Source organism: Rhodococcus sp. NPDC078407, from assembly GCF_044542515.1.
Classification (GTDB): domain Bacteria; phylum Actinomycetota; class Actinomycetes; order Mycobacteriales; family Mycobacteriaceae; genus Rhodococcoides.
The window spans coordinates 130,558-143,025 of record NZ_JBITUQ010000003.1 but is presented as its reverse complement, the minus strand read 5'-3'; the positions used below and the strand labels follow the sequence as shown (position 1 = coordinate 143,025).

Annotated in this window: 12 protein-coding genes; 4 read left to right on the top strand and 8 right to left on the bottom strand. The window is 65.0% G+C overall.

Annotated features, from left to right (window positions below):
* Window positions 1-2: 2 nt before the first annotated feature.
* Both scpA and mutA read right to left on the bottom strand, forming a co-directional pair.
* Complete coding sequence (gene scpA, locus ACIGGF_RS04975) at window positions 3-2,273, bottom strand: methylmalonyl-CoA mutase (protein ID WP_397520269.1); 2,271 nt, start codon at window positions 2,271-2,273, stop codon at window positions 3-5.
* Window positions 2,270-4,165, bottom strand: coding sequence for a methylmalonyl-CoA mutase small subunit (gene mutA / locus ACIGGF_RS04970; protein ID WP_397520268.1), 1,896 nt, complete (start codon window positions 4,163-4,165; stop codon window positions 2,270-2,272). The genes scpA and mutA overlap by 4 nt, the downstream gene beginning before the upstream one ends.
* 164 nt (window positions 4,166-4,329) lie before the next feature.
* Between mutA and ACIGGF_RS04965 the strand changes: the two genes are divergently transcribed.
* From ACIGGF_RS04965 to ACIGGF_RS04955, 3 genes are read left to right on the top strand one after another with little or no spacing between them, the layout of a single operon-like run.
* Window positions 4,330-5,046, top strand: a complete 717-nt coding sequence (locus ACIGGF_RS04965; RefSeq protein ID WP_397520267.1) for a TVP38/TMEM64 family protein — start codon at window positions 4,330-4,332, stop codon at window positions 5,044-5,046.
* Between the two features lie 31 nt (window positions 5,047-5,077).
* Window positions 5,078-5,677 carry a hypothetical protein gene (locus tag ACIGGF_RS04960; protein ID WP_397520266.1) on the top strand — a complete coding sequence of 200 codons (600 nt, stop codon included), beginning with the start codon at window positions 5,078-5,080 and terminating at the stop codon, window positions 5,675-5,677.
* Window positions 5,674-6,183 carry a hypothetical protein gene (locus ACIGGF_RS04955; RefSeq protein WP_397520265.1) on the top strand — a complete coding sequence of 170 codons (510 nt, stop codon included), beginning with the start codon at window positions 5,674-5,676 and terminating at the stop codon, window positions 6,181-6,183. The genes ACIGGF_RS04960 and ACIGGF_RS04955 overlap by 4 nt, the downstream gene beginning before the upstream one ends.
* Window positions 6,184-6,196: 13 nt before the next feature.
* Here the strand turns inward: ACIGGF_RS04955 and ACIGGF_RS04950 are convergent, their stop codons facing one another.
* The 3 genes from ACIGGF_RS04950 to ACIGGF_RS04940 all read right to left on the bottom strand — a co-directional run bounded on the left by ACIGGF_RS04950 (window position 6,197) and on the right by ACIGGF_RS04940 (window position 8,715).
* Window positions 6,197-7,381 (bottom strand): SPFH domain-containing protein, encoded by a 1,185-nt coding sequence (locus tag ACIGGF_RS04950; protein ID WP_397520264.1) that lies wholly within the window; start codon window positions 7,379-7,381, stop codon window positions 6,197-6,199.
* Between the two features lie 4 nt (window positions 7,382-7,385).
* A complete protein-coding gene (locus tag ACIGGF_RS04945) occupies window positions 7,386-7,817 on the bottom strand; it encodes an NfeD family protein (protein WP_397520263.1) in 432 nt (143 codons plus the stop codon).
* 88 nt (window positions 7,818-7,905) lie between these two features.
* A complete protein-coding gene (locus ACIGGF_RS04940) occupies window positions 7,906-8,715 on the bottom strand; it encodes a DUF3097 domain-containing protein (RefSeq protein WP_397520444.1) in 810 nt (269 codons plus the stop codon).
* Window positions 8,716-8,791: 76 nt separating this feature from the next.
* On the opposite strand from ACIGGF_RS04940, the gene ACIGGF_RS04935 reads away from it, so the two are divergent.
* On the top strand, window positions 8,792-9,622 hold the full coding sequence (locus tag ACIGGF_RS04935; protein ID WP_397520262.1) for a hypothetical protein: 831 nt from the start codon (window positions 8,792-8,794) through the stop codon (window positions 9,620-9,622).
* A 25-nt stretch (window positions 9,623-9,647) separates the two neighbouring features.
* Here ACIGGF_RS04935 and ACIGGF_RS04930 read toward each other — a convergent pair whose 3' ends face one another.
* The 3 genes from ACIGGF_RS04930 to fabG1 form a co-directional block, all read right to left on the bottom strand.
* A complete protein-coding gene (locus tag ACIGGF_RS04930; protein WP_397520261.1) occupies window positions 9,648-10,733 on the bottom strand; it encodes a ferrochelatase in 1,086 nt (361 codons plus the stop codon).
* A 102-nt stretch (window positions 10,734-10,835) separates the two neighbouring features.
* Window positions 10,836-11,660 carry an NADH-dependent enoyl-ACP reductase InhA gene (gene inhA, locus ACIGGF_RS04925; protein ID WP_057478707.1) on the bottom strand — a complete coding sequence of 275 codons (825 nt, stop codon included), beginning with the start codon at window positions 11,658-11,660 and terminating at the stop codon, window positions 10,836-10,838.
* A gap of 57 nt (window positions 11,661-11,717) precedes the next feature.
* On the bottom strand, window positions 11,718-12,440 hold the full coding sequence (gene fabG1, locus ACIGGF_RS04920) for a 3-oxoacyl-ACP reductase FabG1 (RefSeq protein ID WP_283313291.1): 723 nt from the start codon (window positions 12,438-12,440) through the stop codon (window positions 11,718-11,720).
* Window positions 12,441-12,468 lie beyond the last annotated feature (28 nt).

Sequence of the window (12,468 nt, the reverse complement as noted above, 5' to 3'; positions counted from 1 at the left end):
ATTCAGGCGTTGGCCTCGCGGGGTGCATGTCCGAGCGCGACGGACAGCTTCTCCACCAGGCCGATCGCTGCGTCGGCTATGACGGTGCCCGGCGGGAAGATTGCTGCGGCACCCGCTGCGTAGAGTTCGTCGAAATCACCGGGCGGGATGACTCCCCCGACGACGATCATGATGTCCTCGCGCCCCACGTCGGCCAAGGCCTGGCGCAACGCGGGCACGAGCGTCAGATGGCCCGCCGCCAGTGACGACACGCCGACGACATGGACGTCGTTGTCGGCAGCCTGACGGGCCACCTCCTCGGGCGTCTGGAACAGCGGGCCGACGTCGACGTCGAAGCCGATGTCGGCAAACGCGGTCGCAATCACCTTCTGGCCCCGGTCGTGTCCGTCCTGGCCCATCTTGCACACCAGAACACGAGGCCTGCGCCCCTCGTCCTCGGCGAACCGCTCGACCAGCACGGTGGCGCGGGTGATGTTCTCGGATTTGCCTGCCTCGTCGCGGTACACACCACTGATTGTCCGGATTTCCGCCTGATGGCGCCCGTAGACTTTCTCGAGCGCATCGGAAATTTCTCCGACGGTGGCCATCTTTCGTGCCGCATCGATAGCGAGGGCGAGAAGATTGTTCTCCATTCCCGGCTGATCCGACGCCGCAGCCCGAGTCAGATTCGCCAGTGCGGCCTCGACCTCGGCGGTGTCCCGTTCGGCCCGCAGTCGCTCGAGCTTCTCGATCTGCTCGCGTCGAACCTTCGAGTTCTCGACCTTGAGCACTTCGATGGTGTCGGGCTCGTCGGGGACGTATTTGTTGACGCCCACCAGCGGCTGGCGGCCGGAGTCGATGCGCGCCTGGGTGCGAGCGGCTGCCTCCTCGATGCGCAGCTTGGGAATTCCCTCGCCGATGGCCTGAGCCATACCGCCCGCTTCCTCGACCTCGGCGATGTGTGCCCGAGCCCGATCCGCGAGCTGGTGGGTGAGCCATTCGACGTAGTGCGAACCGCCCCACGGGTCGATCGGTCGAACGGTGTTGGATTCCTGTGCGATGAGAAGTTGGGTGTTGCGGGCGATTCGGGCGGAGAAGTCGGTCGGCAGCGCCAGTGCTTCGTCGAGAGCGTTGGTGTGCAGCGACTGCGTGTGGCCCTGGGTGGCGGCCATTGCCTCCACACAGGTACGGGCGACGTTGTTGAACACATCCTGTGCCGTCAACGACCAACCCGATGTCTGTGAATGAGTGCGCAGAGAACGAGATTTGGCACTCTTGGGCTCGAATTGTTGGACGAGCTCGGCCCACAGCAGTCGGCCGGCGCGGAGCTTGGCGACCTCCATGAAGAAGTTCATTCCGATGGCCCAGAAGAACGACAGCCGAGGCGCGAACGTGTCGATGTCCATGCCCGCATCCAGACCGGCCCGGATGTATTCGACACCGTCCGCGAGCGTGTAGGCGAGCTCGAGATCTGCTGTCGCACCGGCCTCTTGGATGTGGTAGCCGGAGATGGAGATCGAGTTGTACTTCGGCATCTTCTCGCTGGTGTACGCGAAGATGTCCGAGATGATGCGCATCGACGGCTTCGGCGGATAGATGTAGGTGTTGCGCACCATGAACTCTTTGAGAATGTCGTTCTGGATGGTGCCGGCGAGCTTCTCGGGCCCGACACCCTGCTCCTCGGCGGCCGCGACATACAGCGCCAGGATCGGCAGTACTGCTCCGTTCATGGTCATCGACACCGAGACGCTGCCCAGATCGATGCCGTCGAACAACTGCCGCATGTCGTAGATGGAATCGATTGCCACACCTGCCATTCCGACGTCACCCTGCACACGCGGGTGATCGGAGTCGTAGCCGCGGTGAGTGGCGAGGTCGAACGCCACCGACAGGCCCTTCTGGCCGGCAGCGAGGTTGCGTCGGTAGAAGGCGTTCGACTCTGCCGCGGTGGAGAAGCCGGCGTATTGGCGGATGGTCCAGGGCTGGTTGACGTACATCGTGGGATACGGCCCGCGCAGGAACGGGGGTGCACCCGGGTAGCTGTGCAGTGGATACCCCTCGGCCTCCGCTGCGTCACGATCTGCCTCGGTGAACACCGGCTTGACGTCGATACCCTCGGGCGTCGACCACACCACCTGCTCGGGAGTGTAGAAGTTGGCTTTCGCCCCCTCCTCCACATGTGCGGCCACGTCCTCGGCCGATGGCGGCGACGGCGTCGGCTCATCGGGATCGACCAGCGGTACGTCGGCAAAACTGCCGATGGTGTGCGAAATACGGTTCGCGTCGGTACTCACTTCGAGGCTCCCAGGGTGTCGAGAAGTTCGGTCAGTACAGCGACCGCGTCGACCTTGGCGGTCAGGAATCCATCGGGACGAGACGGGCCCTCGATGCCGGTGAAGGTTTTTTCGGGTCCGGCGAGCAGAATCTGTGAAACGCCTGCTGCGCGCAGTGCATCCACCGCAGTCGAGGCCTCGTCGGCGTATCTCTTGTCGGTTCCGCACACCACCGATATGGCAGCACCGGACGCCTCGACCGCTGCGGCGATTCCGTCCACGGTCAGCGGACCGGGGTTGACCGCCTCGATTCCGCCCGAGGCCAACAAGTTCGACGCGAATGTCGTCCGGACGTTGTGTTCGGCGACGCTTCCCAGCGGTATCAGCAGCACAGTGGGTCGCGAATCGTGTTCGGCGAGAAAGGCGTCCGATCGATCGCGGAGAGCCTCGAACGCCCGGCCGTACCGGTACACCGCGGCCGAGCCCTGCTGCGACGCGGTCTGTTCCGGAGTCAAGGGAGCCTCTGCCAGATTGGGAAACTCGTTGACGCCGGTCAACGGAGTGAGCCGGTGGGCGATGTCCGAATCGCGCTCCGCACGGGTCTTCTCCATCGCCGCTACGAGCGAACCGTCGTCGACGGCGGCCTGGAAGCCGCCGGATGCTTCGATGGTCTGGAAGAACTCCCAAGCCTTCGCGGCGACTGCTGCCGTCAGTTCTTCGATGTACCAGGACCCGGCACCCGGATCCAGAACCCGTCCCAGATGAGCTTCCTCCAGTAGGAGCAGCTGAGTGTTTCTCGCGATGCGCGCAGCGAACGTCTTGGACACCCCGGCGGCGCCACCGCTCAGCGCGGCGTCGAACGGCAGCACGGTCACCGAGTCCGCGCCTCCCACTCCGGCACCGAACGACGCGAGTGTGGTCCGCAGCATGTTCACCCACGGATCACGTTGCGACATCATCGCCTCCGAGGTCACCGCATGCTGTGGAGCATCACCGGCGTCGGGGGCTCCGCATACCTGTGCGACGCGCGCCCACAGTGTGCGCGCGGCCCGAAACTTTGCAATGGTCTGGAACTGGTCGTCGGTGGCGGAGAACCGGAATTCGACCTGACGCAGAGCATCGGAGACGCCGACGCCTGCGTTCGTCATGGACCGGACGTATTCGAGTCCCGCGGCGATCGACGCACCGAGCTCCTGCGCGTCGCCGGCCCCGAGGTTGTGAAAGACCGTGCCGTCGACGGTGATTGCCCGAACGGTCTCGGCGCGGTCGATCGACCGGCGAGCCAGGTCGAGTGCCTCGGCCATCTCGATGGACTCCGTGCCGCTCAACCGAGCGGTGAGCGGAGCCACTCCCAGTCGGACGTCCACTGCGGCGCGATCGTCGATGTCGGCCGAGTCGAGTACCGAGAACACGGCGGTTGCCGCAGCAGCAGCGTCCCCGCCGGCATCGATCGTCAGCGGAGCGAGTTCGAGGAACACCCCACTCAGAACGTCTGCCAGCGCGGACGCGTCGACTCCGCGGCTGCCGACCGTCAGCCAGAGGGCGCTGGTGCCGTTGGACAGCGAGTCGAGAATCGCAGTGTTCAGGGCGGTCACATCGCCGGCCCCGGCGTCGCCGTTGCTCGAACCGTGTCGAGTGCACACCTTCCAGCCTGCGTTGACGTCGCGATGGGGGTCGCGGCCGCGTAGGTACGGAAAATGCCCCGGCAACGGACCTTCGGGGCGTTCGTCGAAGGCGGTGTACAACGGGGAGACCGTGATCCCGTCGTAGGTCGTGAAATCGAGAAGATGCTCAGGATCGGTGGGCAGATCGGCCACCTCGACTCGGCGAGACTTGGCCAAGACGCCGGCCACCGCCTGCTGCCAGGCCGCATGAGCACTGTGTGCGGCATCTTCGTGCGACGCGATGGACACGTGTGCTGCTCCCTCGGTTCGGCGGGTGGTCCTACACCCGACTTGAAGTGATGTTAACCCCACCTCCTTGCAGGTTATCGTGAGGATCACCTCACGTTCGGTTCGCGTATGCCGGCGGTCACGAGAAGTCGACGTGTCACCTCCCGCCGGTACGCTGGCCTCTCGTGACCCGGCACCTGCGCGACCTTCGACTGATCGCGCTGCTGGCGGTGATCGTCGTCCTCGCCCTCGTGGCGGTGTTCGCGCCGCACCCGAGTGTCGAACAGATCCGACAGTGGGGATCGACCGTCGGGCCGGCATTCCCGCTCGCTTTTTTCGCCGTGCACGCGATCGTGACCATCGCGCCGGTCCCGAGAACGCTGTTCACGCTCAGTGCCGGAGTGCTGTTCGGTCCACTGACCGGTCTGGCCGTCACCATCGGCGCGTCGACGGTCAGTGCCCTGCTTGCCCTGCTGCTCGTCCGCGCGATCGGCCGTGAGGCCGTGGCAGCGCGGATGTCGCATTCGGTGCTCGACTCGATCGACGACAGCCTCCGCCGGAGAGGCTGGCTGGCCGTCGGCTCGCTTCGCTTGATCGCTCCGGTGCCGTTCTCGTTGGTGAACTATGCCTGCGGTGTGTCGGCGGTGCGTCCCGTGCCTTTCGCGGCGGCAACTGCTGTCGGCATGTTGCCGGGCACCCTCGGGATCGTCGTGATCGGCGGTGCCATCGGCGGTGACACACACCCGGTGCTGCTGGTGCTGTCCGCGGTCTGTATCGCGATCGGACTGAGTGGGCTGGTCGTGGATTGGCGGCTGTCGCGTGGCTCGAAAGCAGAGTCCGGGGCGACTCGCGATCGACATGGTAAGAACCTTGACTCCACTGAATCAAGCCTAGAAGCTTGACTCTGCCAAATCAACGATCTAACCTTGTCTCATGTTCGTTCTGACCGTGGATCAACGTCGAAGCAGGCGCGATATCGATCGGGTGCCCGACCTTCTCGATCGCTATCGTGACCACGGGCTCCTCCGTCCGTTCGATCGCACCGCAGGAGACGAAGTCCAAGCCGTGTGCGAGGACCCCACCACCGTCGTCTCCATCGCGCTCGAGTTGGTGTCCACACCCCAGTGGAGCGTCGGAATAGGCATCGGTTCCGTCGAGCTTCCGCTGCCGGAGACCACACGAGCCGGACGCGGCCCGGCATTCGAGGCAGCTCGAGACGCGGTGACCAGAGCCAAGAGCGCCCCTGCAGCGCTTGCTGTCAGCGGTCCCGATCCCACTGCCGCCGAAGACGCGGAGACGGCCTCCACCCTGGTTGCGCTCCTGATCGGCAGGCGCTCGGACCACGGGCGTGAAGCGGTCGCACTGATGGCCGACGGCTTGTCGCAGACCGACGCCGCGGAACGCCTGAACATCAGCAAACAAGCCATGTCGCAACGACTCTCGGTAGCCGGGTGGCATGTCGAGAACGCCGGCCGGATTCTGGCCTCACGGTTGCTGGACGCCGCGAACACCCCGGAAGGTCACCGGACATGATCGTCGTCACCGTTGTACTACTGGCACTGACTGCACTCGCCGCTGTCGTGCCTACCGGCCCGGGCGTCCGTCGGTGGCTGCCTACCGCCACCGCGTCCGGTTTGCTGGCCGCAGCAGCAGTCCTGGCGACCGCAGCCGGTCCGGCCATCGGTTTCGGACATGCCGTCGGAATCGTCGTCAGCGTCGGCGCTGCAGCCCTGGGCGGAACAGCAACGGTGCCGACCGTGTTCAGGGTCGCCCGACGACGCAGCGACTCGACCGGAGAAGATCCGGTCGAGCCGCTGCGTGGGGGGTTGACCATCGGCGTCCTCGAACGCGTAGCCGTGGCTGTGTCGATTCTCGCGGGTTGGCCCGAAGGCATTGCCATCGTTCTGGCGGTCAAGGGACTCGCGCGCTACCCCGAACTCCGCGAGTCCCACGCGTCCGAACAGTTCATCATCGGCACCTTCGCCAGTGTCCTGTGGGCACTGGCCGCTGCCGGAGTCGGAACTGCCCTGGGTAGCTGATCGATCACGGACGTCAGCGTTGCTCCGGCTCAGCTTCCGGTGATGCAGACAAAGCGCCGATGTCCATCCCCTTGGACAGTTCGGGTGCTGCGGCAAGCGACGTGTCGACCGGCTTACGCGCCACTGCCTCCGCTGCCTTGACCGCCTCGGCGACCGCCGGATCGGTCTTGGTCTCGAACCATTCGGCAACCTCGTCCGAGTCGTCCTCGGGCTTGGGCTCGTTACCCGCTGCCTCGTTGGGCTCGTAGCGGAAGACGCCGTCCTCGCCTGGAGCACCGAGTGTCTTCGCGAACCCCTTGAGCGCATCGCCGAAATCACTCGGGATCATCCACACCTTGTTGGCGTCACCCTGCGCCATCTGCGGCAGCGTCTGCATGTACTGGTAGGCCAGCAGTTCCGGGGTGGGCTTGCCTGCCTTGATGGCACCGAACACCTTCTCGATGGCCTTGGCCTGACCCTGAGCTTCCAGGTACTTCGCAGCACGGTCACCCTGCGCCCGGAGGATGCGAGACTGCCGCTCACCCTCGGCCGTGAGGATGGCTGCCTGCTTGCCGCCCTCGGCTGCGAGAATCCGGCTCTGCTTGTCGCCTTCGGCAGTCTTGATCGCCGACTCACGATGCCCTTCGGCCGTCAGGATGGTCGCTCGCTTCTCACGATCGGCCTTCATCTGCTTCTCCATCGACTCCTGGATCGACGGTGGTGGATCGATGCTCTTGAGCTCCACTCTGGCGACCCGCAGGCCCCAGCGACCGGTGGCTTCGTCCAGCACGACGCGCAGTTGACCGTTGATCGAATCACGCGAGGTCAGAGTCTCCTCCAGCGTCATTCCGCCGACGACGTTGCGCAGAGTGGTGGTGGTCAACTGCTCGACACCGACGATGTAGTTGTTGATCTCGTACACGGCCGACTGCGGATTGGTCACCTGGAAGTAGACGACGGTGTCGATCGACACGGTCAGATTGTCCTTGGTGATCACCGGTTGCGGGGGAAACGACACGACTCGCTCACGCAGGTCGACCTTGGCACGGATGCGATCGACGAACGGTACGAGGAACGTGAGTTGACCGGACACGGTCCGCGTGTATCGGCCCAGCCGTTCGATCACTGCGGCCTCGGCTTGCGGAACGATCGAAATGGACTTGGCCATCAACACCGCGACGAACGCGACGATGACAGCCAGTGCGATGAGTGCTTCCACGTGGCTACGGTCCCTTCCATACGACGGCGGTAGCGCCGTCAATTTCCATCACGGTCACGGTGGTGCCTGGGGCATAGACCTCGGTCTCGTCGAGTGGACGGGCCGTCCACACTTCACCACCGAGCTTGATCTGGCCTTCGTGGGCAGTGACCTGTTCGAGGACTACCGCACTCTTGCCGGTGAGTGCTGCCATGCCCATCGGAACATCGGGCGGATTTGCGAAGCGCCGCAACAGACTCGGTCGCAATCCGAGAACCAGGGCCAGAGACAGGACGCCGAACACGATTGCATCGGCCCACACCGGAAAATCGGTGAGAGCCGACACGCCGGCCGTGCCCAGAGCACCGCCGGCGATCATCAGAAGAAAGAAGTCGCCCGTCAGTGCCTCGGCACCGGCGAGTACCACTGCCGCTATGAGCCAGATGATCGCTGCCACAGCCTCCATCCAAGCACGAATCGGACAATTGCCGGTGGGAGTGGAGCCTGCGGAATGACCCAGTGAAGAAACGTTGCTGGACACAGCCCTACTCGGTGACGAAGTCCACCAGTTGTTCGACAGCTCCGATCAACGGTGCCTCGAGATCCCGGAAGCTCGATACCGACGAATACACGCGACGCCACCCCTCCCGAGGGCTCCCCCATCCGAGCTCTCGACAGATGCCCGTCTTCCAGTCCTCACCTCGCGGGATCTTCGGCCACGCAGCGATTCCCACCGCGGCCGGCTTGACCGCCTCCCACACATCGATGAACGGATGGCCGGTGACCAACACGTGCTCGCCGAGCGACGTCGTCAACTTCGACTCCTTGGAGCCGGTCACCAAATGGTCGACCAGAACGCCGACACGACGCCCGGGCCCAGGACCGAAATCGGCCAACCGCTCCCCCAGATTGTCCAGGCCCTCGAGATGCTCGACGACCACGCCTTCCACTCGAAGATCGTGTCCCCACACGCTTTCCACGAGGGCCGCGTCGTGCACACCCTCGACCCAGATTCGGCTCGCTCGCGCCGTCCGCGCCCGCAGTCCCTCGACTTTGGTGGACCCGGAGGCAGAGCGCGTCTGCTGCGGTGCCGCGGCGGCGGGCTTCGGGCGGACCAGAGTGACTCGACGGCCGTCCAGCAGGAACGCAGCTTCCCGAAGGGCGAACAGACGCGTCGTGCGTGCACTGTCCTCGAGTCGCACGAAGTCGCCATCGTACGTGCGCTCGAATCCGACCACCGCACCGCAGTATCCGGTTCCGGCGTCCTCGACGACCAGCCCCCGCTCGGCCGATACTTCAGGTGCCGGGACCTTCCGCATGCGACTGTGCCCTTTGAGAATGTCTCCGCCGTACATGTCGTTCACGGCGGTCAACGCTAGCGACACCGGCGCCGCGAGCACGGTTCGCCACGCCGACCTATGCTCGTGAGTCGTGTGTTCTTCGAGTGCAAGCCTCGCCCTGTGGGCCAGCTCCTGGCTGGCCGGTGCCAGCTCACCGGACGACGTCATCGACGCCATGTCCGAGTGGGCACCGATGCATCTCGTGGGCGCGGGCGATGCGGGCGCGGCCGACAGCTTCGGACTGCAGCATCCCGGCTACGTAGAGGGTATTGCGGGCATGCTTCAGGCGATCAGAGTGGCAGCGGGGACGGAACCACGGTCATCGATCGGGGACGACCGAATACGTCTCGTTCTGCCCGCTCCCGGCGCAGTCGGCGGACTACCCGCGAACACCGACTTCTCGCGTGCCGCACTGAACACCGGACATGCGGTGATCGTCGGCTCAGCGGGCAGCCCCGGGATCGGTGTGGTCCCCGTCATCGAGGGACCGGATGTGTTGCGCTGGACCGTGTATTCCAGCACCGTCCCCGAGCACGCGTACCGCGATCAGGGCCTGGGAGAGGCCGAATACGAGATGCGGGAGGCGGTCCGAGGCGCGGCGGACGCGCTGGCACAGATGCAGGCGCTCCCCACCCGAACCCTCGAATCCGATCCACGCACCCGAATCGCGTCGTTGATCGCCGACGCCGCGCGGCATCGCTATCCCGCCGACATGTCCGAGCGAGCGTTCCGGGTGCTCGAATCCGCCGACAGGGTGGCAGCAATTCTGACCGTGGCAGCCGAATTCGCTCCGTCTGAAGCCCCTACTGCATCGGCAGCTGCGGCGCGTGAGGACCTGCTCAGACCTCTGTGGGCCGCGGTGCGCACTGCGCGCACGATCGCCGTCGCAACGAGCATCGAAGCGGCGATGCATTCCGCTTGATGCCCGTCGGTCGTTCGACCGGGGACTATCGGGCCGCGGCCCCGGACGGCCGAGCGGGCCTCGTCGGTTGCTCGCAGCATCCGACGGCGCAACGATTTCCGTCCAGCGTCGAACCGTAGCCCGGCACTCGTCCCAGCTCACGACGGCAGTCGGTACCGAGCCGATACTCGTCGACCAATTCACGAATCATTGCGGGGAAACGCTCGTCGGAGCCGGGCGTTCCGGCGCGGGCGAAAGCCATCCCGAGTTCTCGAGCTTTCTCTTCGGCCTCGGTGTCCAGATCCCACACGACCTCGAGATGGTCGGACACGAATCCGATGGGACACACGATCACCGCGTCGACGGACCGAGCCGACAGCGCCTCGAGATGGTCACAGATGTCGGGATCCAGCCACGGAACCTGGGGCGGTCCCGATCGCGACTGCCACACCAGGTCGTAGTCCTCGACACCGGACGCGGCTGCGACGAGCCTCGAGGCCTCGGCTACCTGACGGCTGTAGAGATGCCCGCCGTCCTCGGGCGGTCCGGCATTGGCGTCGGCGGCGGAGGGAATGGAGTGCGCCGTGAACACCAGACGCGCGTCGGCGCGGTGCTGCTCGGGCAGTGAAGCTCGGGCAGCTGCAACGGCATCGGAGAAGGCGTCGACCATCAGGGGGTGGTCGTAGTACTGCCTGATCTTGGTCAGGTGCGGTGCACCATCGCCCACGGACGCCCGCGCTCGGGCGATGTCCTCGTGGTATTGCCTGCACCCGGAATAGCCACCCCATGCGGACGTCGGGAACACCAGGGCGTTGCGGATCCCGTCCGCTGTCATCGTCGCAACGGTGTCCTCGATCATCGGATGCCAGTTGCGGTTTCCGAAGTAGATCGGTAGATCGATTCCGGCGGAGTCGAATTCGCCGCGAAGCGCATCGATGATGTCTCTGTTGAGCCGGTTGATCGGCGAGACGCCCCCGAAGTGCATGTAGTGCTCGACGACGGAATCCAGACGCTCGGGCGGCACACCGCGTCCGCGAGTCACGTTCTCTAGAAACGGACGAACGTCGTCGGGCTTTTCCGGTCCGCCGAACGAGAGCACCAACAATGCGTCGAAATCTCCAGGGGTGGTCATGAACCCATTGTGCCCCTGCCGCAGTGGGACACCGGCAGGGGCACGATCGACTATCGAAACCTTCGGTGAGCGAGCCCACGTCGGGTCGCGCTCACCGAAGGGTCACATGTTTTCGGGCAGGTACGTGTTGTGGCTTGCTCCACCGTCGACGTACACGATGGATCCGGTGGTGCCGGGCAACCAGTCCGACAGCAGCGCGACGATGGACTTGGCGACGACGGTCGGATCGTTGACGTCCCAGCCGATGGGAGCGGCACCGTCCCAGTACACGTTGAGTTGGTCCATCTTGGCCGCATCACCGGTCGCAGTACCCGCGATGGCCTTGGCGGCCAGAGTCCGGATCGGTCCTGCTGCAACGAGATTGGAGCGAATGCGCTTTGCTGCGCCGACTTCCCGTGCCACGTAACGGTTGACCGACTCGAGGGCCGCCTTGGCCACACCCATCCAGTTGTAGTACGGCATGGACGTCCGCGGATCGAAATCCATACCGACGATCGAGCCGCCCTCGTTCATGACCGGAAGAACAGCGCGCGCCAGCGACGCGTAACTCCATGCCGAGATCTCGAACGCCCGCGCGGCATCGGGTCCCGGTCCCTCCAGGAACGGCTTCGCATCCGGTCCCATCAGGGTGCGTGGCGCGAATGCGATGGAGTGCAGAACTCCGTCGATGCCCTCGGGGGCGACTTCGCGCACACGATCTGCCAGCGCGGCGAGGTGTTCCTCGTTGGTGGCGTCGAGCTCGATCGCCGGAGGCACCTCCTTGGGAAGACGCTGCGCGATTCGGTCGATGAGCCGGAGCCGATCGAACCCGGTGATGATCACCTTGGCGCCCTGCTCCTGCGCCATGGCCGCAGCGTGGAACGCGATGGAGGCATCGGTGATGATGCCGGTGATCAGAATGGTCTTGCCTTCGAGCAATCCGCCCATGGTGCTGTGTTCCTTAATTCGGAGGTAGAAGTCGGAATCGTTGTGCTAGAGGAGCTTTCAGTGCCCCATGCCCATGCCGCCGTCGACGGGGATGACCGCGCCCGAGACGTACGACGAGTCCGGTCCCGCAAGAAAGCTCACCACTGCCGCGACGTCCTCGGGCTGACCGAGCCGCTGGAGGGGAATGTATTCCTTCGCTTTGCCACGCAGGTCGTCCGAGAGCTCGGCGGTCATGTCGGTCTCGATGAACCCCGGGGACACGACGTTCGCCGTGATGGAACGCGAACCCAGTTCCCTCGTGATCGATCTGGCCATTCCGATGACGCCTGCCTTGGACGCCGCGTAGTTGATCTGCCCGGGTCCGCCGGCCATCGCCACGACAGAACTCAGGAAGATCATGCGGCCCCAACGCGCGCGCAGCATGGCTCGGTTGGCGCGCTTGGCGACCCGGAAAGCTCCGGTGAGGTTGGCGTCGATGACGCGCTGGAACTGATCCTCGGTCATCCGCATCAGCAACGTGTCATCGGTGATGCCCGCGTTGGCCACGAGAACTTCGACGGGCCCGTGCTTCTCCTCGACCTCCTTGAATGCCGCATCGACCGAATCGGAATCGGTGACGTCACAGACGACTCCGAGTAGTCCGTCGGGGGCTCCGGATCCGCGGTGGGTGACGGCCACCTTGTGTCCGTCGGCACTGAGCCGTTGGGCGATGGCCAGACCGATACCCCGGTTACCTCCGGTGACGAGTACCGATCGCGCGATGAAGTCAGGTGTGGACATGCCTAGCAACCTATCTGTTCGTGCTGGA

Excerpts from the sequence above, each read along its gene's own strand:
- ACIGGF_RS04960 (WP_397520266.1), top strand. The coding sequence starts at position 5,078 with ATGTTCGTTCTGACCGTGGATCAACGTCGAAGCAGGCGCGATATCGAT.
- ACIGGF_RS04930 (WP_397520261.1), bottom strand. The coding sequence starts at position 10,733 with ATGACCACCCCTGGAGATTTCGACGCATTGTTGGTGCTCTCGTTCGGC.
- fabG1 (WP_283313291.1), bottom strand. The coding sequence starts at position 12,440 with ATGTCCACACCTGACTTCATCGCGCGATCGGTACTCGTCACCGGAGGT.
- inhA (WP_057478707.1), bottom strand. The coding sequence starts at position 11,660 with ATGGGCGGATTGCTCGAAGGCAAGACCATTCTGATCACCGGCATCATC.
- ACIGGF_RS04955 (WP_397520265.1), top strand. The coding sequence starts at position 5,674 with ATGATCGTCGTCACCGTTGTACTACTGGCACTGACTGCACTCGCCGCT.
- ACIGGF_RS04940 (WP_397520444.1), bottom strand. The coding sequence starts at position 8,715 with ATGTACGGCGGAGACATTCTCAAAGGGCACAGTCGCATGCGGAAGGTC.